Raw genomic sequence first — 18,922 nt, forward strand, 5'->3', positions numbered from 1 at the left:
CCCTCGGGGTTACTTGCGCTGCGCGACGTCCTTGTAATCGCCCATGCGCAGAAGTTTCAACTCCCGCCAGAGCCGGATCGAGGGTTTTGCTGCGAAAAGGATCGAGCCTATGAGGAAAAGCCACGTGCCGGGAATCATCAGGCTGTCGTAAAAAAAGAAGATCGAGCCCAGCACGAAACAAAACGCCGCGCCGAAATCGACAGTGGTATAGGCAACCTCCGTGAGGGCGACAAAGCGGCGCTGCTCGGGGGTCTGCTCATGTTTGGGGGTGTCGAAGAGGCGGGTTTGGTTCGTCATCACTTGGCTCCTTTTAGGTCTTCTACCAAGCGAAACCGTTCGCAAACCAGTTCCATCTCCGGGGTAAACCCTCCGTTACGCGTGAAATAGGCCTGATGCGCGCGCCGCCAGCCTTCCAGCGTGTCATCCTCGCCCTCGGCCAGCGCGAAATCCTCGTCCACATCGCAAAAGCGCCGGATCGTGACCTCGATGGTCTCGATCTTGAGCGCCGGGTTGCCATCCCAATCGAGCGCAATGTCCTGCCGCCCCACAACCGGCATGTCCTCTCCCCCTTCGGTGAAGTAAGCGAGCGCGCCGCAGGTCGCGGTCTTCTTGCCCGCGCGGATCAGGGCGAGGAGCTGGTCGCAGAGCGCGCGGTTGTCGCCGAAGGTGAAGGTGATGGGGGTGGGCATGGGGGGTTAAAGCTTCAGTCCAGTCCGCTCCTCGATCTGCTTTCGCAATAGACCGGTAGCGAGTTCTTTCAGAATATCGAGCGTCGCACTTCCGCCCTCTCTTGCAACGACTTCCTTGGTCTTCGCCCAAATTCCTGCGTCACGCGTCGCTTCCAAAAAGTCGTGCCCCGCACTCGTAATACGATAGGTCGATTTGGCAACTGGTGCCAGCAATTCTGCGTCGCACAACAGCAGCACGTGATAATGCCTGCGACGTTCATCAGCAGACATGTTTAGATGCTCCGCGACCACAATCAGCCAATCATCGCGTGCTTCAAACTCGACAAGAAGCTCACGAAGATATTCGTCGTCCCTCTTCACCTATTCAACCCGCCAAACACCGTCGGCAGCTCCAGCGGGTTGAACCCGTAATGCTTCAGCCAGCGCAGGTCAGACTCGAAGAACGCCCGCAGATCGGGAATGCCATATTTCAGCATTGCGATCCGGTCGATCCCCATGCCAAAGGCAAAGCCCTGCCATTCGCTCGGGTCGATCCCGCCCGATTGCAGCACCTTGGGATGCATCATGCCCGAGCCCAGCACCTCCATCCAGCCATCGCCTTCGCCGATGCGCAGCTGACCGTCGACCCATGAACATTGGATATCGACCTCGGCCGAAGGCTCGGTGAAGGGGAAATGCGAGGCGCGGAACCGTGTCTTCACCTTGATCCCGAAATAGGCCGAGAAGAACTCCTCGAGCACCCATTTCAGATTGGCCATCGAGATATCGCGGCCAATCGCCATGCCCTCGATCTGGTGGAACATCGGCGTATGGGTCTGGTCCATATCCATCCGGTACACCCGCCCCGGCGCGATCACGCGGATCGGCGCGCCCTGATCGAGCATCGCACGGATCTGCACCGGCGAGGTATGGGTGCGCAGCACATGCGGCGGGCGCGGGTCATCCTCGGCGCGATGCATGAAGAACGTGTCATGCTCTTGGCGCGCGGGATGCTCGGGCGCGATGTTGAGCGCGTCGAAATTGTGCCAGTCATCCTCGATCTGCGGACCCTCGGCCACGGCAAAGCCCATATCCGCAAAGATCGCTGTGACCTCATCCATCACCTGAGAGACCGGGTGGATCGTGCCCGCGCGGCGCGGACGGCCCGGCAGCGTCACGTCGAGCCATTCCTCGCGCAGGCGCGCATCGAGTGCGGCATCGGCGAGTGCGGCTTTCTTGGCGCGCAGGGCGGCGTCGATCTCATCCTTGAGCAGGTTGAGCGCCTTGCCCGTGCTCTGGCGCTCCTCGGGGCTCATCTTCCCCAATTCGCGCATCTTCAGGCTGATCTCGCCCTTCTTGCCCAGGGCCGCGAGGCGGATCTCCTCGAGCGCGCCCTCGTCAGATGTCTCGGCAACGGCGGTGAGATATTTGTCGCGAAGCTCTTGCATGTCTTTCCCCGGAAAAATCGTCGCATATGGGTTAGCCGCAGGTGGACGCCAATGCAACCTCGCGCAGGCCCCGGCAACGCGGCAAAGGGGCTCTGCCCCCGGCTGCGCGTGCCGCACAGCCTCCCCTTGGGATATTTCGCTCAAGAGGAAGCGCCCGGTCAGCTGCCCGCAGCAGGGCCCGGACCCGGGCGTTTTTCTTCATCTTGACCCAAATACCTCGAGGGTGAATTCGGCGCAGCCGAAGAGGGGGCAGCGCCCCCTGCCCGGTTTCGACAAGCGCAATTGCAACGCGGAACGCGCTTCAAAAGATCGCGGGTGCAGACCTGAAATCGCCCCGCAGGGCCTAGTCGCGAACCACCAGATCGGCGGCGCGGCCCTCGCGCAGCATCACCCGGCCATTGGGCAGGTCGTTCTGCTCGACTTTCTTGGAGATGATATCGGGGGCGAAACCCTGTTGCTGCCAGCGCCGGATCAGCCGTGCGCGCAGCTCGGCCTCGGGCACCTCGATGCGCACCGAGAGGTCGAATAGCGGGTAGAGATCGCGCCAGCCCGGTTGAGTCAAAAGCAGGTAATTGCCCTCGATCAAAATGTAGCGCGCACGCGCGGGTACCGTGTCGCCATCGGGGACCACTGCATCGATGTCACGATCAAAGATCGGCACCGTGCAGGGCTCGCGCGCGTCGCGGAGGCGCTCAAGGCAGGCATGGAGCGCCGCGACATCGAAGGTCTGGGGGGCACCTTTCACGGCGCGCAGGCCTCGGGCGTCGAGCCATGCATTGTCCTGATGAAAGCCATCCATCGGCACGATGGCGGCCTCATCGCCCAGCGCCTGCGCCAATTGGCGGGCGAGATACGACTTGCCCGATCCGGGCGCGCCGACCAGCGCGATCAGATTGCGCGGCCCCTCTAGCTGGCGAATATGGGCCGCCAGATCGGCGCGTGGCACTTGCAATTCGGAGTCCATGAAGGCCCCGTGATCGCCCATCGGCCCGTCGCCATCTCCCAGCCAACCCGTCATCGCTTACCCCATTGCTGCAATATAACGCCCCAGCGCGGCTGCCGGGTCATCTTCACGCCAGATCTCTTCGCCCAGAGCGAACCAGTCCGTCACCGGGGCGAATTTCGCCACCAGCTCTTCGGTCAGCGCGCCCTCGGCCACGACAGGCACCTCGATCACTTCGGACCACCAAGCGAACATCTCATGCTCGGCCGGCTCGGAGGTGCCAAGGCTGGTCGCCCCGATCGGACCGAAACAGACATAATCTGCCCCCGCCTCGCCCGCGCTCATGCCGTCATGGCGCGAATTCCCACAATAGCTGCCCACGATCGCTTCGTCACCAAGCGTCTTGCGGCCATAACGGATCTGTTTCGGGCCATCGGTAAAATGCACCCCGTCAAGGCCATGGCGTTCGACCAGTTGCACATGGGTCTCGAGTACCAGCGCCACGTCGCGGGCATGGGCCTGCGCGCGCAGCGCATCGGCAACGCGCCCGATCTCCAACTCGTCCTTGAGCGCGATCGACAGCCGGATGCAGGCGATCTCATGGGCATCAAGCACGGCGCCCAGTTTGGGGGCAAATGTCTCCACCTCGAAGGCGGGCGGTGTGATCAGGTAAATCTGCGGGCGATCCTCGGCCATGTACGGCTCCTTTTACGGCTTGATCCGCGTCTTAACGCAACCGCAGCGCCCTTGCCAGAGGCCACGCGCGCGCCTATTGGAGGCGCCAAAGGAGTTCCCATGCCTGCCAAACCCGCCCCCAGCCTGCCCGATCCGGCCCAACCCGCCTTCATCCTCGTGCGTCCGCAAATGGGCGAGAATATCGGGGCGGCGGCGCGCGCGATGCTCAATTTCGGGCTGCGCCGGATGCGGATCGTGGACCCGCGCGATGGCTGGCCCAATCCCAAGGCGGTGGCGATGGCTTCGGGGGCGGCCGGGCCGGTGCTGGATTTCGCGGGCGTGTTCGCGGATGTACCCGCCGCTGTGGCCGATTGCGACTTCGTCTTTGCCACCACCGCGCGCGGGCGCGAGCTGCCCAAACCGATCTACACGCCCGAGGCTGCGATGACCGAGGCGCGCCGTCGGATCGTGGCGGGCGAAAAGGTGGGCATCCTCTTTGGCCCCGAGCGGACCGGGCTGGAAAATGACGACATCACCCGGGCCAACGCGATCATCACCGTGCCGGTCAATCCCGATTTCTTCTCGCTCAACCTCGCGCAGGCGGTGCTGCTATCGGCCTATGAATACTCGCGCCATACGCTCGAGTCGGTGCCGCTCGATCCCGGTCTGGCCGGGCATGAACCCGCGACGGCGGTGGATGTCGAGAAATGGGGCGATCATTTCGAGGGGCGGCTTGAGGAGGCCGGGTTCTTCCACCCGCCTGAGAAGGCCCCGATGATGAAGCGCAACCTGCGCAACATGTGGACGCGGTTTGCGATGACGCGCTCAGAGGTGCAGATGCTGCATGGCGCGCTCAAGCAATTGATGCGCCCGCGCGGATGATCGGGACCGCCGCGCTTTGGGCTTGACCGGGGCGGCGCGTGTACAGAAGAAAGAGACCATGACACAAGCAGTTTTGAGCATTGATCTTGAGGCGCTGGTCGCGAATTGGCGCGCCCTCGACCGGTGCTCTGGCACCAGCACCCGTACGGCGGCGGTGGTCAAGGCAAACGGCTATGGGCTGGGGGCGGCCCGCGTGGCGCAGGCGCTTTCTCAAGCCGGCGCGCGGGAGTTCTTCGTGGCGCAGGCCGAGGAAGGCGCGGATCTGCGCGCAGCCCTTGGCCCCGAGGCGCGGATCTTCGTGCTGGGCGGGCATATGTCGGGCGATGCGCGGTTGATCGGAGAGGCCGGGCTGATCCCGATGCTCAACTCTGCCGAGCAGATCGCGCGCCAGATGGCGGCTCTGCCCGATGCGCCCTTTGGCGTGCAGCTCGATAGCGGGATGAACCGGCTCGGGCTTGAGGCCGATGACTGGGCAAAGGCAGCGCCTGCGCTGCTGGCCAAATCGCCCGCGCTGATCATGAGCCACCTTGCCTGCGCCGATGAGCCTGCGCATGAGATGAACGCCCGTCAACTGGCCGAGTTCACCCGGATGACGCAGGGCCTAGATGTGCCGCGCTCGCTGGCGGCAACCGGCGGCACATTGCTTGGGCCGGGCTATCATTTCGACATGACACGGCCCGGCATCGGGCTTTATGGCGGGCGCCCCTTTACCGAGGCCCGGCATGTCGCGACCCTGTCGCTGCCGGTGATCCAGACGCGGATCGTGCAGCCCGGCGAGCCGGTGGGCTACGGCAATACATGGCATGCCGAGCGGGTCACCAAGATCGCGACGATCTCGGCGGGCTATGCCGATGGGATTCACCGCGTGCTCTCGAACCTCCCCCATCTCTACGCGGGCGAGACCCCCTGCCCGCTGCGCGGACGAGTGTCGATGGATCTGCTGACGGTGGATGTCACCGATCTCGCAGAGGTCCCCGAGACGCTGGATCTGATCGGTCCCCATCAAGGCGTGGATGCGCTGGCCGATCTGGCAGGCACCATCGGCTATGAGATCCTGACCGGGCTTGGGCCGCGCTATGCCCGCCACTATCGCGAGAGCCTCGGATGAGCAGATGGACCGCCCCGCTCGCAGCCCTCGGACGCGCCACGCTCGGCGCGTTGGGCGCGACCGGGCGGGTGACGCTCTTTGCGGGCGAGACGCTGTCGCATCTTGTCCGCCCCCCGTTCTATTTCAATGAGTTCTGGCGCGCCTGTCTCAATATCGGCTGGCTCTCATTGCCCGTCGTGGGACTGACCGCGCTGTTCACGGGTGCCGCACTCGCTCTGCAAATCTATGCGGGCGGCGCACGGTTCTCGGCCGAGCAGGTCGTCCCCTCGATCACCGCAATCGGCATGGTGCGCGAGCTGGGCCCGGTGCTGGGCGGCTTGATGGTGGCAGCCCGCGTGGCCTCCTCGATCGCCGCCGAGATCGGGACGATGAAAGTGACCGAGCAGATCGACGCGCTCACCACGCTTTCGACCAATGCGATGAAATATCTCACCGTGCCGCGGGTCTTGGCCGCCACGCTTTGCGTGCCTTTGCTGGTGGGCGTGGGCGATATCATCGGGATCATGGGCGGCTGGGCCGTGGGCACAACGCGGCTGGGCTTCAACTCGACCACCTATCTCAAGAACACGTGGGACTTCCTGCAATTCTGGGATGTGGGCTCGGGGCTGGTGAAAGGCGCGGCCTTTGGCTTCATCGTGGCACTGATGGGCTGCTATCACGGCATGCAATCGGGGCGCGGCGCGCAGGGCGTGGGTCATGCGACGAAATCGGCGGTGGTCGCGGCCTCGGTCGCGATCCTCGCTGCGAATTATCTGCTGACGGAGGCGTTCTTCTCGGCATGATCGAAATCTCCGGCCTCAGCAAATCTTTCGGCGCCAAGCAGGTGCTGCGCGGCGTCGATCTGGTCGTGCCTTCGGGCCAGTCGACCGTCATCATCGGGGGGTCGGGCACGGGCAAATCGGTGCTGCTCAAATGCATCCTTGGCTTGGTCCAGCCCGATGGCGGCACGATCCGCCTGGACGGGCAGGACATTCGCAACGGCGCGCGCGATGCGTTCCTCGCACGGTTCGGTATGCTGTTTCAGGGGGCGGCCCTGTTTGACAGCCTGCCGGTTTGGCACAATGTCGCGTTTCGACTGCTGCGCGGAAGTTTGGCGCGCCCCAAGGCTGAGGCGCGCGCCATCGCCTTGGACAAGCTGCGCCGGGTCGGGCTGGATGCGGATGTGGCCGATCTCTTTCCCGCCGAGCTGTCGGGCGGCATGCAAAAGCGGGTCGGGCTTGCCCGCGCCATCGCCGCCGATCCGGAGATCATCTTCTTTGACGAGCCGACGACCGGGCTCGATCCGATCATGGCCGGGGTGATCAACGCGCTGATCCGCGAGATCGTCTCGGAGATGGGCGCCACCGCGATCACCATCACCCATGATATGAGCTCGGTGCGCGCCATCGCGGACCGGGTCGCGATGATCCATGCGGGCAAGATCCGCTGGGAGGGGCCAATCGCGGATCTGGACACGACGCCGGACCCGTATATCCAGCAATTCATCCATGGCCGGGCCGACGGGCCGATCGGCACTCTGCGCTAAGCCCACCCAAGATCCCGGCGCGAAGCCCTTGATCTCTAAACAAGAGTTGATTTTGAGCGGATTTTCGCCGACACTTGATCATGGGTTGAGGCATCTGGGGGATGGCCAATGGCGAACGATTTGGGCGGCACCGCGGCCGTATCGCGGATCTATGCACTGACCGGACAGGCGTTGAACGCACTGGTGTTGCTCTGCGCTCTGGCGGCGCTGTGCTGGATTGGGGCGGCGCTGCTGGGGCTGGCACCTTGGCTCGAGATCGACGCAAGGTTGGGCGATCTGCCGGTCCCGAATTTCGGGATCTGGCTTCAGGGCGGAGTTGCGGCGCTGGCGCTGATCTTGCTGCTCTATCTGCCAAGTGCCAGCCGGGTCTCGCGGCTTGAAGGCAGCCATCGCAATTTCAAGATCTCGATGACGGATGTGGCGCAGGCCTACCGCGCCGCCCATGACAGCGACCGCTCTGCGAGCTTTGCGCTCTCGGGCGAGTTCGACGCGATGCGCGAGCGGATGGAGTATCTGCGCCGCCATCCCGAGCTGGGCGATCTGGAGCCCGAATTGCTGGAGCTGGCCGCGCAGATGAGCCTGCAAAGCCGCGATCTGTCACGGATCTATTCCGACCAGAAGGTGAGCCGCGCCCGGACTTTTCTCAAGCAGCGCCAGCAAGAGACCGACCGACTGGCAGAGCAGATTGCGCTGGCCCGCAGGACCTGTGACGAGCTGCGCGAGTGGATCACGGATGTCGAGGTGGAAGAGCGCAAAGTGAGCGCCGAGCTAAAGCTGCTCGAGCGCGATCTGCGTGACATTCTGCCCGCGCTCGGCTACGAGTTGGAAGATGGCACACAGCCCAATGTGGTGCCGATGCCCAAGAAGTAAGGCCGCCCCGTTGCGCAGGTTGCGATGCTGAAATTTGCCAATCTGACGCTGTTGATCCTGTTTCCGATCGCTTGGTCCGCGCCTTTGCTGCGTGCGGGCCTGCTGCCGTTTTTCTCGCTCGACACGATATCGGTGCTCTCGGGGCTGCAAAGCCTGTGGCAGACCGATGTGTTTCTGGCCGTGCTGGTCACGTTTCTGGCGCTCTTTGCCCCCTATCTCAAGGTGATCGGGCTGGCGCTGGTGCAGTTCGGGCTGGCCTCGGAGGCGCTGCGCCCCGCATTGCGCGTGCTTGGCAAGCTCGCGATGGCGGATATCTTCCTGATCGCGATCTATATCGTGGTGGCCAAGGGGATGGGGATGGGGCGGATCGAGACCGGATGGGGTCTCTACCTGTTCACCTTTTGCGTGGCAGCGACCTATGCGCTCTCAGCGCTGGACGCGCGCCGCAGCGCGCGTCTCTAAGCATATAGTCCGCCGCGATCGGTGTCAGTGCACCGAGACGGGCGCGTAGTCATATTCCCGCGCCACCGAGAAGGCGAGCTTGCGGTCCTTGAACAGGGCCAGACGCTCTCCGTTCATGTCATGGGCGGCGTAGAGATGATCGACCTCGCCCAATTCGTCCTGCACTTCTTGCGGCAAATCGGCCACCGAAACTTCGCGGATATAGACGATGCGATCTTCCGTTTCGCCGTCAAAGTCGAATTTCGTATCCATTTTCGTACCTCCTGCCTCAGGGTCTCTTGATTGGGATGGTCTGTACCACCGTGTCGGGCTGGGCCCGGATCAGGTCGATATGCAGCAGCCCGTTTTCCATCGCGGCGCCCGCAACATCGACACCATCGGCCAGCACGAAACTGCGCTGGAAGGCGCGCGCGGCAATCCCACGATGGAGATAAAGCCGCTGTCCCGCCTCTTCCGATTGCCGTCCGCGGATCACCAAAGCGCGGTCTTCTAGCGTGATCGAGAGGTCTTTATCGCCAAACCCCGCCACAGCGAGCGTGATGCGGAAGGCGTCTTCCCCGCGCTGTTCGATATTATAGGGCGGATAGGCGTCAGAGCCAGATTTCGCTGTCCGCTCTACGAGGCGCTCCAACTGGTCGAACCCCAGCAGGTAAGGATGCGCGCCAAAACTCAATTTCGTCATCAGGCAAGCCCTTGTCCAAGCGACGTTGCAATTTACGGGCCCCGATATCTCAGCAACCCTCTGGTAAGAAATATGGGCGTACAATCACGGCCCCGCAAGAGGGGGCGCGGCAAAACGCCCGGAGGATTTTTCCCCCGCAGCGTTCGGATTTTGCTATATTAAACCCAAGATGGCGTGGCCTATGAGTCGGGCCGGTCAGCCCCCACATACGGAAAACAGACCTATGAACGCTCATATCGAGATGGATCACGAGGAGGTGCTGCGCGTGAAGCTTGGCGTCCTCAAGCGCGAACATCGCGACCTCGACGAGGCAATCATTGCCCTCACCCAAACGGTCCATTCCGACCAGCTTCGCCTTGTCCGGCTGAAAAAGCGCAAACTCGCGCTCAAGGATGAGATCGCGCGGATCGAAGACCAGCTCACCCCCGATATCATCGCCTAAGACAGAAGATCCGCCTGCGCGCAGGGCTTGCCGCCACGGCACAGATTTCTATAGTGCGCGCTTCAAACGGCGAGAGGGGGCCTTATGGGCGTGAAAGTGGGAATCATCATGGGCAGCCAGTCGGACTGGTCCACGATGAAAGAGGCGGCAATCCTGCTCGACGATCTGGGCGTTGCCTATGAAACGCGGATCGTCTCGGCGCATCGCACACCCGACCGGCTGTGGGAATATGGCAAGAGCGCGGTCAGCCGTGGTCTGCATGTGATCATCGCAGGCGCAGGCGGGGCGGCACATCTGCCCGGCATGATGGCCTCGAAGACCCGTGTTCCGGTGATCGGCGTGCCGGTCCAGACCCGGGCGCTTTCGGGCGTCGACAGCCTCTATTCGATCGTGCAGATGCCCAAGGGCTTCCCGGTCGCGACCATGGCGATCGGATCGGCCGGGGCTGCCAATGCCGGGCTGATGGCGGCGGGCATTCTCGCGTTGAACGATCCGGCTCTGGCGCAACGGCTAGATGCGTGGCGCACCGACCTCTCCGCCTCGATCCCACAGGAGCCGCAAGATGACTGAGCCCCTGCCCCAAGGCACCGTGATCGGCATTCTGGGCGGGGGTCAGCTTGGCCGGATGCTGTCGGTCGCGGCATCGCGGCTGGGCTTTCGCACCCATATCTTCGAGCCCGGCGCCAACCCGCCCGCAGGCGATGTGGCCCATCGGGTGACCACGGCGAGCTATGAGGATGCCGAGGCCCTGCGCGCCTTTGCCGAGACGGTCGATGTGATCACCTATGAGTTCGAGAACATCCCGACCTCGGCGCTCGATCTGCTGGAAACGCTGCGCCCGATCCGCCCGGATCGCCGCGCGCTCGCAGTCAGCCAAGACCGGCTGGTCGAGAAGGCTTTCCTGACCGATCTGGGCCTGCAAACCGCCCCCTATGCGGCGGTGGATGATGCAGAGGATCTGGCCGAGGCGCTGGCCGAGGTCGGCACGCCCGCCATCCTCAAGACCCGCCGGTTCGGCTATGACGGCAAGGGACAGGCCGTGCTGCGCACACCCGAGGACGCAACCGAAGGGCTGGCCGCCATGGCCGGTGCGCCCGCGATCCTTGAGGGTTTCGTGAACTTTACCAAAGAGATTTCGGTGATCGGCGCGCGCGGGCTCGACGGCTCGGTCGCTTGCTTCGATCCCGGCGAGAATGTGCATCGCGAAGGCATCTTGCGCACCACGACCGTGCCCGCGCAGATCAGCGATGCGCAGCGCACCGATGCGGTGCTGATCGCCGCTCAGATCCTCAACAAGCTGGATTATGTCGGCGTCATGGGGGTCGAGCTGTTCGTCACCCCGACTGCGCTGATCGTCAATGAAATCGCCCCGCGCGTGCACAATTCCGGCCATTGGACGCAAGGGGGATGCGCGATTGACCAGTTCGAACAGCATATCCGCGCGATCGTGGGCTGGCCCTTGGGCGATGGCGCGCGCCAATCCGATGTCGAGATGGAAAACCTGATCGGCGCGGATATGGAGCGGCTGCCTGCGCTGACCCGCCAGCCCCGCACCCAGATCCACCTTTACGGCAAGACCGAGGTGAAGCCGGGTCGCAAGATGGGGCATGTAAACCGCATCTTGTAACCTCGTGCGGTGCGGCCCTTGCTCGTCTTGGTGCAGAGTGCAGCGGGGGCCCTGCCCCTCGCGCGCAAGCGCGCGTCCCCCGAGGTATTTGGGCCAAGATGAAGGGGACGAGAAAGCGCGCTCCAGCGTTCCGGGATATGAAAAAGGCCGCCCCGAGGGGCGGCCTTTCGCAAACTCTGTCAGTCGAGACCTATCAGGCAGCGACTTTGGCCGAGGCGGCTTTCGCCTGCTCAACGATGGCGGCAAAAGCTTCGGGCTCATGCACGGCCAGATCGGCCAGAACTTTGCGGTCCACCTCGACGCCGGCAAGTGCCAGGCCGTGGATGAATTTCGAGTAGCTCAGATCCGCATCGACGATGCGCACCGCAGCGTTGATCCGCTGGATCCACAGGGCGCGGAAGTTGCGCTTGCGGGCCTTACGATCGCGGGTGGCGTATTGGTTGGCCTTGTCGACCGCCTGGGTGGCGGTGCGGAAGTTGCGCGAGCGCGCGGAGTAATAGCCTTTCGCCTTTTTCAGCACCTTCTTGTGCGCGGCGTGGGTGACTTTACCGGATTTAACGCGAGACATGGTTCAGAACTCCGATCAGCGGTTGTAGGGCATGTATTTCTTCACGATCTTCGTATCCGCTTCGCACAGCACCATGGTGCCGGCGGTGTCGCGGATGAATTTCGTGGAGCGTTTGATCATGCCGTGGCGCTTACCTGCGTGACCGACTTTGATCTTGCCGGAGGCGGTGAACTTGAACCGCTTCTTGGCTGCGGATTTCGTCTTCATCTTGGGCATTTACAGCTCCTTTTCAGGGTGTGGATACGCGACTCGGCATGCCACTTTGGCCGGACGCGCGGGGTTAGAGCGGGCCTGATAGACGGGCGGGGGCGGTTTGGCAAGATGAAACTTGCGAATTCAGCTGCGTGCGGGAGCTGCTGGGCTCAGTCGAGCACGCTTGCGATGGTCCGGGCGACCGCATTGGGCACCTGATCCATCGTATAGCCACCGGGCTTGGCGTAGACGGCGAGCAAAATCAGCGCGCCGGAGATCACCAAAGAGACGGTTGCTGCGCGTGGCGGGCGGCTGTCGGAGAAAGCCGAGACAAGCGCGGGGATCGCGAAAATCGCGATCCCCAGCCCGATCGTCAGGATCAGATCGGTATCGAGCCAGGACAGATCCACGGCAGAGTTCCCAAGTTATACGCCCGTTCGAGAGCTTACTCAGGGTCGGTGCTGTAGATCAATCGCTCATCGCAGGGTGCGACGCGCAGAATGTTGGTCGTGCCTTGCGTGTTGAAGGGCACACCGGCGGTCACAACGATCTGCTGGGTCTCATCGGCAAAGCCGTAATCGCGCGCGGCGCGGGCCGCGTTGACCACGCATTCCTTGAAACGCGTCAGCTCGCCGCAACGCACCGCATGCACACCCCATGTCAGGGTGATGCGGCGCAGCGTCGACTCGAGCTGAGACAAGGCGATGATCGGCACGCGCGGACGTTCCCGCGCGGTCAGCACCACCGTCTTGCCGGATTGAGTATAGGCGCAGATCGCGGAGATATCCGTGGTCTCGGCGATTTCGCGGGCCGCAGCCACGATCCCGTCCGCGACGGTTTCGCGTTTGGCGTAGCGCGAGGCCTCAATCACTTCGCGATAGGTCGGGTCGCTTTCGACCGAGATTGCGACCTTATCCATTGTCTCCACCGCCTCGACCGGGAACTGGCCCGCCGCCGATTCCGCCGAGAGCATCACCGCATCGGTGCCCTCGTAGATCGCGGCTGCGACGTCGGAGACCTCGGCGCGGGTGGGCATCGGGCTTTCGATCATCGATTCCAGCATCTGCGTGGCCACGATCACCGGCTTGGCGGCGGCGCGGCATTTGCGGATGAGCTGTTTCTGGATCGGCGGCACGGCCTGAACCGGCAGTTCGACGCCCAGATCGCCACGGGCGACCATGATGCCATCGCTGACCGCGAGGATCTCATCGAAGCTGCGCACGGCAGAGGGTTTCTCGATCTTGGAGAGCACCGCGGCGCGGCCCTTGGCGAGGTTGCGCGCATCGAGCACATCCTCGGCGCGCTGCACGAAGCTGAGCGCGAGCCAGTCGACACCCATCTCGCAGGCAAACTCAAGATCCTTGCGGTCTTTTTCGGACAAAGCGGCGAGCGGCAGAACCACGTCGGGCACGTTCACGCCCTTGCGGTCCGAGATCGCCCCCCCGACCGTCACGGTGCAATTGGCGAAATCCTTGCCGCACTCATCGACCGTGAGCCGGATCTTGCCGTCATTGACCAGCAGTTCCGAGCCCGACTCGAGCGCGGCGAAAATCTCGGGATGGGGCAGGCAGGCGCGTTTGGCGTCGCCCGGCGTAGGGTCAAGATCAAACCGGAAGGCATCGCCCACCTCAAGATCGACCGGACCATCGGCAAAGGTGCCGACGCGCAGCTTGGGACCCTGCAAATCGGCAAGGATCGCGATCGGGCGCTCGAATTCGGCCTCGATCCGGCGGATGATCGCGTGGCGCTCGCGATGCTCGTCATGGCTGCCATGGCTCATATTGAGGCGGAACACGTCGGCACCGGCGACAAAAAGCGCCTTGATGCTCTCGTAATCCGAGGAGGATGGGCCCAACGTGGCCACGATCTTAACATTGCGAAGGCGTCTCATGCGTCCTCGTCTCCTGATCAAATTGGTGTCATTTCGTGGGCCAGCTCCCGGTATGGCGCAAAATTTCCCGGGCTGCAACTGGCCCTCCCGCGATGTTTCGGTCTATCTAGGCGATATCGACCCAGCGTGAAGAAATAATGACTCTGACTTCCTCTTATACCATCACCGGCGAGACGCGCGGATCACGTTGGCTTGTGACTTGCGATCATGCCCGAAACACCGTGCCCGATTGGGTGGCGGAGGGCAATTTGGGGATCGCGCCTGCGGATATGGGACGCCACATCGCTTATGACGTGGGCGCGCTGGGGCTGTCTGAGGCGCTGGCGGCCCATCTGGACGGGCCGATGATCGCCTCGGATTTCTCGCGGCTGGTGATTGATCCAAATCGGGGCGAGGATGACCCGACGCTGGTGATGCAGCTATACGATGGCACGATCATCCCGGCCAATCGGGCCGCGACGCCTGATCAGATCTCACAGCGTCTTGAGCGGCTCTACCGCCCCTACCACACGGCCTATGAACAGCTTGCCGCCCGGCGCGCCGATACGGTGATCTGCGCGGTGCATTCTTTCACGCCTCAGCTACGCGGACGCGCGCCGCGCCCGTGGCAGGTGGGGGTGTTGCATGCCCCGGGCGACCGCCGCCTAGCGCTGCCGCTGATCGCCCGGCTGCGCGCCGAGCCCGATCTGTGCGTGGGCGATAACGAGCCCTATACCGGCCATCTGACAGGCGACTCGATCGACCGGCACGCGCTGCAGGCCGGTCGGCCCAACGTGTTGATCGAACTGCGCAATGATCTGATCGAGACCCCTGAGCAGCAGGCCCATTGGGCGGCGCGACTCGCGCCAATCCTGCAGCAGGTGCTCACGGAGAGCAGTCTCTAGCGCGAAACAATCGCCAGTTGGGCCGGTGCTTTGTTTCCCGCCCGGTAAACTTTTCTCCCTGAAGGATCAAACTTATTGACAGGACCGTGATGCGACGGGATATCTCCGTTAACCTTTCAACGGAGATTATTCATGCTCGGCCTATTGTTCATGGCATTCTTGCCGCTCGCTCTCGTCATTGGTCTTAACGACAATTCAGACGACGACGATGATCGCGCCTCCGACGAGACCGAGATGGATTCGGATAATACCAGTGACACTGGTGGCGACCTTTTGGACGACCCCAGCGATACCGGTTCCGGCGACGAAAGCGATCAAGACATGAATGCCGGTGCCCCCGGCGACAGCTCGGGTCAAGAGACCCCTTCGAGCGGTACGGATGACAGCTCGGATGAGGATCCAACCGCTGCCGGCACCGGCGATAAGATCGGTCAGGATACCACCGCTGGCGGCAATAGCGATACGTCGGGGCAAGATACCACCGCAGGTGCTACAGATCAGGGCACGCGTCTGAACGGCTCAAATGGGCCGAACAATCTCGTAGGGACTGATGGCAGCGATACGATCCATGGCAATGGCGGCGACGACCATATCTGGCTCAAAGGCGGCGACGACATTGACGAAAGCGCAAGAAGTCAGTTGGCGACTGCGGCGGGAAGGTCGTATTCGACGCAAGCTATGATCGACACATTCGAGGCTTCAGACTTCTTTGGCGCCAATGGCGGCGCGGGCGACGATTGGATTGATGCTGGGCCCGGCGATGACGCGATTACCGGTGGCTATGGTGATGATACACTGCGCGGGAATTCCGGAGATGACTTCTTGATGGAAGTAACAGGACGGGATTCGCTGGATGGGGGCTACGGCAATGACACGCTCTTTGCTGCCGGCTTCAATAGAGGAGAACCCGATATCCTGGACGGGAATGCGGGCAACGATGAGCTGACGGGGGATGATGGCGACACTCTCACGGGCGGTGAGGGAACCGATCATTTTGGGGCGCTCTATGTCTCTGGCTATGACCCGGTAACGATCACCGATTTCGACACAACAGCTCCGGCGAACGATGATCCGACTACTCTTGATGATAACGAAACCCTGCTGATCACGGTGGAGCGCTATAGCGCTTCGCAAGATTTCTTTATCTCGCAGACCGGATCAGACGTAACAGCGTTTCTCGACAAGGAGCCTGTGGCGGTGCTGCAAAACGTGAAACTGGATGACATACATCCTGATTCTGTTTTGTTGCGAGACGATTTTTTAGGTTGGTATCACACGCCCCGCGTGGCTTGATTGCTGCTCATATACATCATGAAACAGCCGCGCACTGCGCGGCTGTTTCATGACCGGCGATAAAGCTGCCGCACGGCAGGCGCTGCGCCAATTTTTTGTCGACAGTCGACACCCGCGCCGCTTCCGCCACCCTCCCACAAAAAAACCAACTGATGCCAGAGCGCGGGGCAATCTTTCCCAAGCTCACCCACTGTTCAGGAAGCTGGCAACAATGCCTTGAAATGACCCCAATGGCAGGGTTGAAGCCCCGGCCCCGTGGCGGCAGATTGGCGCCAACCACGGAGCTTCCATCGATGATCGCGCTATTTCTCGGAGTCACAATTGCCCTCGGCCTTCTCGCTTGGGCCGAATGGACTCCTCGCACCCAAAGCGGCGGCGTTGCGGCCTCGCAGAGCCGCGCGAAGACGTCTTGGAGCGCGCGCATGGGGCATGTGATGCAGGCGTGGATGCCGGTGCGTGGGCGGGGCACCGCGACGCTCGGTGACGACCCCGCGGTCCTACCTCTGGATGAAGTCTACAGCCCGACCACCGCCGAGGCTCAGACGCATGCGCGCTCAGAGACCACGCCCGATGCCGAGATCATGGCCCGGGTCGCAGCGACGCTCACGGATGCGCAAGACGCGCCCGATGAGGAGCTGTCGCTACCCCGGATCACCGGCTTTTCGCTTGGCGATACGATCGCGCTAGAGCTGGATGGGCCGCCCCCTGAGCGGGCCGATATCCGGTTCATTCCCGCGCGCGGCGGGCCGCATGCGATTGCGCTGATCGAGGGCGAGCCCAGCCTGCTGATCGAGAATGTCGAGGCAGGTCAGCTCTCGCCCGAGATCGTGAGTTTTCACCCCCACACCGCGTAGCGGCGCGAAGGCAGAGACCGTCTTAGATCGCCGATTTCAGGCTTTCATCGAGATAGATTTCACGCAGGCGCGCGGCTACCCGTCCGGGTGTGCCATCGCCAATCGCTGCATTGTCGATTTCGACCACAGGCATCACGAAGGCCGAAGCCGAGGTGAAGAAGGCCTCATCGGCGCTTTGCGCCTCTTCGATGGTGAAGGGCCGCTCTTCGATCTCCATCTGCGCCTCGGCTGCGTATTTCAGAAGCGATGCGCGGGTGATGCCGTGCAGAATGTCATGGCTGAGCTGGCGGGTGATGATCTTGCCATCTTTGACGATATAGACGTTGTTCGACGAGCCTTCGGTCACAAAACCGTCCTCGACAAACCACGCATCATGCTTGCCCTGTGCTTCAGCGGCCATTTTCGCCATCGACGGGTAGAGAAGCTGCACCGTCTTGATGTCGCGGCGATGCCAGCGCAGATCGGGCAGTGAAATCACCTTGATGCCCGTCTTCGCCTTGGGATCATTGGCAAGGTTTTGCTTGGCTTGGGTATAGAGGACAACCGTCGGCGGCGTGCCTTCGGGGGGATAGTGGAAATCGCGATCGCCCGCATTGCCGCGGCTGACCTGCAGGTAGATCAGACCCTCGTCAATATTGTTGCGCGCGATCAGCTGGCGGTGGATCTCGACCCATTCGTCGCGGGTCAGATCGCAGGTCATCTCAAGCTCGGCCATCGAGCGGGCAAGCCGGTTCATATGGCCTTCGAATTCGAGGATCTTTCCGCCCAAAACGCTCGTCACCTCATAGACGGCATCGCCCATCACGAAGCCACGGTCAAAGACCGACACTTTCGCCTCGGCTTCGGGCAGATACTCCCCGTTCAGATAGACAGTCCGGCTCATCTCGATCTCCTTGCTATGCTGTTCAGCCCCAGAGCGCGGGCTCTGGCGGGTCCACTTTGCTGCCCTCGTAGCGCAGCGGCACGGGGCGGTCTTCGGCCAGAAGCAGCGGCCCGTCAAGATCCACGAAATCGGCTCCTTGCGCGACCAACATCGCAGGTGCCATAGCGAGGCTCGATCCGACCATGCAGCCGACCATGACGCCAAAGCCCTCGGCCCGCGCCAACTCGCGCAGGCGCAGCGCCTCGGTCAGACCGCCGGTCTTGTCGAGCTTGATATTGATGATGTCGTATTTGCCGCGCAGATTGGTCAGCCCCTCGCTGGTGTGACAGCTTTCATCGGCGCAGAGCGGCACCAGCCGCTCGATCCCCGAAAGCGCCTCATCAGCGGCTGCAGGCAAGGGTTGCTCGACGAGCACGACACCGAGCCGCTCCAGCTCGCCCTGAATATCGAGGAAGGTTTCCAGCTCCCAGCCCTCATTGGCATCGATGATGATCCGGGCCTCAGGCGCACCTTCGCGCACGGCGCGCAGGCGGGGCAGATCCTCGGGCGTGCCGAGCTTGATCTTGAGCAGCGGGCGATGCGCCTGTCCGGCGGCCGCCGCGCGCATTTTCTCGGGCGCTTCAAGCGAGAGCGTGTAAGCAGTGGTCTGCGCCACTGGGCGCTCCAGCCCGGCCAACTCCCAAACAGCTTTGCCCGCAGTTTTCGCTTCAAGATCCCAGAGCGCACAATCGACCGCATTGCGCGCAGCCCCGGCGGGCAGCGCCTCTTGCAGCTCCATACGCGAAATCCCCGCAGGCAGCCCCTCGATCTGGGCGCGCACGCTTTCAAGGCTCTCGCCATAACGGGCATAGGGTACGCACTCGCCCTGCCCGGTGACGCCGTCCCGCTCTATCGTCACACTGAGCACCTGCGCCTCGGTGCGCGAGCCGCGCGAGATCGTAAAGGCCTGTGCCAGTTTGAATGTATCATGTTGCACGCGGATCATGCGCGACCTCCTATCGTTAGGCTCAGGGAGGCCGGGGCGC

26 protein-coding genes are annotated in these 18,922 nt (G+C 62.8%); 12 read left to right on the forward strand and 14 right to left on the reverse strand.

The features are described 5' to 3' along the window. Positions 1 to 9: 9 nt before the first annotated feature. The 6 genes from DL1_RS01720 to DL1_RS01745 form a co-directional block, all read right to left on the reverse strand. A complete protein-coding gene (locus DL1_RS01720) occupies positions 10 to 297 on the reverse strand; it encodes a YrhK family protein (RefSeq protein ID WP_038061631.1) in 288 nt (95 codons plus the stop codon). Then, positions 297 to 689, reverse strand: a complete 393-nt coding sequence (locus tag DL1_RS01725; RefSeq protein ID WP_038061634.1) for an ASCH domain-containing protein — start codon at positions 687 to 689, stop codon at positions 297 to 299. The genes DL1_RS01720 and DL1_RS01725 overlap by 1 nt, the downstream gene beginning before the upstream one ends. 6 nt (positions 690 to 695) lie before the next feature. After that, entirely contained in the window at positions 696 to 1,049 is a 354-nt protein-coding gene (locus DL1_RS01730; protein ID WP_038061637.1) for a DUF2513 domain-containing protein, read from the reverse strand. Beyond that, entirely contained in the window at positions 1,046 to 2,116 is a 1,071-nt protein-coding gene (pheS, locus tag DL1_RS01735) for a phenylalanine--tRNA ligase subunit alpha (RefSeq protein ID WP_038061638.1), read from the reverse strand. The genes DL1_RS01730 and pheS overlap by 4 nt, the downstream gene beginning before the upstream one ends. 343 nt (positions 2,117 to 2,459) lie before the next feature. After that, the gene (locus DL1_RS01740; RefSeq protein WP_245739539.1) at positions 2,460 to 3,134 is read right to left on the reverse strand and encodes a nucleoside/nucleotide kinase family protein; all 675 of its coding nucleotides are present in this window, start codon (positions 3,132 to 3,134) and stop codon (positions 2,460 to 2,462) included. A 3-nt stretch (positions 3,135 to 3,137) separates the two neighbouring features. Beyond that, a complete protein-coding gene (locus DL1_RS01745) occupies positions 3,138 to 3,755 on the reverse strand; it encodes a thiamine phosphate synthase (protein WP_038061639.1) in 618 nt (205 codons plus the stop codon). A 99-nt stretch (positions 3,756 to 3,854) separates the two neighbouring features. Between DL1_RS01745 and DL1_RS01750 the strand changes: the two genes are divergently transcribed. From DL1_RS01750 to DL1_RS01775, 6 genes are all read left to right on the forward strand, one after another. Next, entirely contained in the window at positions 3,855 to 4,616 is a 762-nt protein-coding gene (locus tag DL1_RS01750; RefSeq protein ID WP_051693240.1) for an RNA methyltransferase, read from the forward strand. A 58-nt stretch (positions 4,617 to 4,674) separates the two neighbouring features. Then, a complete protein-coding gene (gene alr / locus DL1_RS01755) occupies positions 4,675 to 5,724 on the forward strand; it encodes an alanine racemase (protein ID WP_038061640.1) in 1,050 nt (349 codons plus the stop codon). Then, a complete protein-coding gene (locus DL1_RS01760; protein WP_038061641.1) occupies positions 5,721 to 6,506 on the forward strand; it encodes an MlaE family ABC transporter permease in 786 nt (261 codons plus the stop codon). The genes alr and DL1_RS01760 overlap by 4 nt, the downstream gene beginning before the upstream one ends. Further along, positions 6,503 to 7,249, forward strand: coding sequence for an ABC transporter ATP-binding protein (locus DL1_RS01765; RefSeq protein WP_038061642.1), 747 nt, complete (start codon positions 6,503 to 6,505; stop codon positions 7,247 to 7,249). Before DL1_RS01760 ends, DL1_RS01765 begins: the two co-directional genes overlap by 4 nt. A gap of 108 nt (positions 7,250 to 7,357) precedes the next feature. Beyond that, a complete protein-coding gene (locus DL1_RS01770; RefSeq protein ID WP_245739540.1) occupies positions 7,358 to 8,119 on the forward strand; it encodes an FH2 domain-containing protein in 762 nt (253 codons plus the stop codon). A gap of 24 nt (positions 8,120 to 8,143) precedes the next feature. After that, positions 8,144 to 8,581, forward strand: a complete 438-nt coding sequence (locus DL1_RS01775; protein ID WP_038061644.1) for a paraquat-inducible protein A — start codon at positions 8,144 to 8,146, stop codon at positions 8,579 to 8,581. Between the two features lie 24 nt (positions 8,582 to 8,605). Here the strand turns inward: DL1_RS01775 and DL1_RS01780 are convergent, their stop codons facing one another. Continuing rightward, positions 8,606 to 8,833, reverse strand: a complete 228-nt coding sequence (locus DL1_RS01780; protein ID WP_038061647.1) for a DUF1150 family protein — start codon at positions 8,831 to 8,833, stop codon at positions 8,606 to 8,608. Positions 8,834 to 8,849: 16 nt separating this feature from the next. Then, positions 8,850 to 9,263 carry an Hsp20 family protein gene (locus DL1_RS01785; RefSeq protein WP_038061651.1) on the reverse strand — a complete coding sequence of 138 codons (414 nt, stop codon included), beginning with the start codon at positions 9,261 to 9,263 and terminating at the stop codon, positions 8,850 to 8,852. A 223-nt stretch (positions 9,264 to 9,486) separates the two neighbouring features. On the opposite strand from DL1_RS01785, the gene DL1_RS01790 reads away from it, so the two are divergent. From DL1_RS01790 to DL1_RS01800, 3 genes are all read left to right on the forward strand, one after another. After that, positions 9,487 to 9,705 (forward strand): YdcH family protein, encoded by a 219-nt coding sequence (locus tag DL1_RS01790; RefSeq protein WP_038061654.1) that lies wholly within the window; start codon positions 9,487 to 9,489, stop codon positions 9,703 to 9,705. Between the two features lie 84 nt (positions 9,706 to 9,789). Next, positions 9,790 to 10,275 carry a 5-(carboxyamino)imidazole ribonucleotide mutase gene (gene purE / locus DL1_RS01795; RefSeq protein WP_038061657.1) on the forward strand — a complete coding sequence of 162 codons (486 nt, stop codon included), beginning with the start codon at positions 9,790 to 9,792 and terminating at the stop codon, positions 10,273 to 10,275. Then, a complete protein-coding gene (locus DL1_RS01800; protein ID WP_038061660.1) occupies positions 10,268 to 11,332 on the forward strand; it encodes a 5-(carboxyamino)imidazole ribonucleotide synthase in 1,065 nt (354 codons plus the stop codon). Before purE ends, DL1_RS01800 begins: the two co-directional genes overlap by 8 nt. Positions 11,333 to 11,525: 193 nt before the next feature. On the opposite strand, the gene rplT is transcribed toward DL1_RS01800, so the two are convergent. The 4 genes from rplT to pyk all read right to left on the reverse strand — a co-directional run bounded on the left by rplT (position 11,526) and on the right by pyk (position 13,983). Continuing rightward, positions 11,526 to 11,900: a 50S ribosomal protein L20 gene (rplT, locus tag DL1_RS01805; RefSeq protein WP_038061662.1), complete on the reverse strand. Its 375-nt coding sequence runs from the start codon at positions 11,898 to 11,900 to the stop codon at positions 11,526 to 11,528. A 15-nt stretch (positions 11,901 to 11,915) separates the two neighbouring features. After that, positions 11,916 to 12,116 carry a 50S ribosomal protein L35 gene (gene rpmI / locus DL1_RS01810; protein WP_038061664.1) on the reverse strand — a complete coding sequence of 67 codons (201 nt, stop codon included), beginning with the start codon at positions 12,114 to 12,116 and terminating at the stop codon, positions 11,916 to 11,918. A 146-nt stretch (positions 12,117 to 12,262) separates the two neighbouring features. Then, entirely contained in the window at positions 12,263 to 12,502 is a 240-nt protein-coding gene (locus DL1_RS01815) for a hypothetical protein (RefSeq protein ID WP_245739541.1), read from the reverse strand. A 35-nt stretch (positions 12,503 to 12,537) separates the two neighbouring features. Beyond that, positions 12,538 to 13,983: a pyruvate kinase gene (pyk, locus tag DL1_RS01820; protein WP_038061666.1), complete on the reverse strand. Its 1,446-nt coding sequence runs from the start codon at positions 13,981 to 13,983 to the stop codon at positions 12,538 to 12,540. A gap of 137 nt (positions 13,984 to 14,120) precedes the next feature. Here pyk and DL1_RS01825 point away from each other — a divergent pair, with 137 nt between their 5' ends. The 3 genes from DL1_RS01825 (at position 14,121) to DL1_RS01835 (ending at position 17,014) form a co-directional block, all read left to right on the forward strand. Then, positions 14,121 to 14,867 carry an N-formylglutamate amidohydrolase gene (locus tag DL1_RS01825; protein WP_038061669.1) on the forward strand — a complete coding sequence of 249 codons (747 nt, stop codon included), beginning with the start codon at positions 14,121 to 14,123 and terminating at the stop codon, positions 14,865 to 14,867. A gap of 132 nt (positions 14,868 to 14,999) precedes the next feature. After that, on the forward strand, positions 15,000 to 16,160 hold the full coding sequence (locus tag DL1_RS01830) for a calcium-binding protein (RefSeq protein ID WP_038061672.1): 1,161 nt from the start codon (positions 15,000 to 15,002) through the stop codon (positions 16,158 to 16,160). 422 nt (positions 16,161 to 16,582) lie between these two features. Then, entirely contained in the window at positions 16,583 to 17,014 is a 432-nt protein-coding gene (locus DL1_RS01835; RefSeq protein WP_143081593.1) for a hypothetical protein, read from the forward strand. Between the two features lie 22 nt (positions 17,015 to 17,036). Here the strand turns inward: DL1_RS01835 and DL1_RS01840 are convergent, their stop codons facing one another. Then, positions 17,037 to 17,897, reverse strand: a complete 861-nt coding sequence (locus DL1_RS01840; protein WP_038061678.1) for a D-amino-acid transaminase — start codon at positions 17,895 to 17,897, stop codon at positions 17,037 to 17,039. 22 nt (positions 17,898 to 17,919) lie between these two features. Then, on the reverse strand, positions 17,920 to 18,882 hold the full coding sequence (gene dgcA / locus DL1_RS01845; RefSeq protein ID WP_038061681.1) for an N-acetyl-D-Glu racemase DgcA: 963 nt from the start codon (positions 18,880 to 18,882) through the stop codon (positions 17,920 to 17,922). Between the last annotated feature and the right edge of the window lie 40 nt (positions 18,883 to 18,922).

This window comes from Thioclava dalianensis (assembly GCF_000715505.1).
Taxonomy (GTDB): domain Bacteria; phylum Pseudomonadota; class Alphaproteobacteria; order Rhodobacterales; family Rhodobacteraceae; genus Thioclava; species Thioclava dalianensis.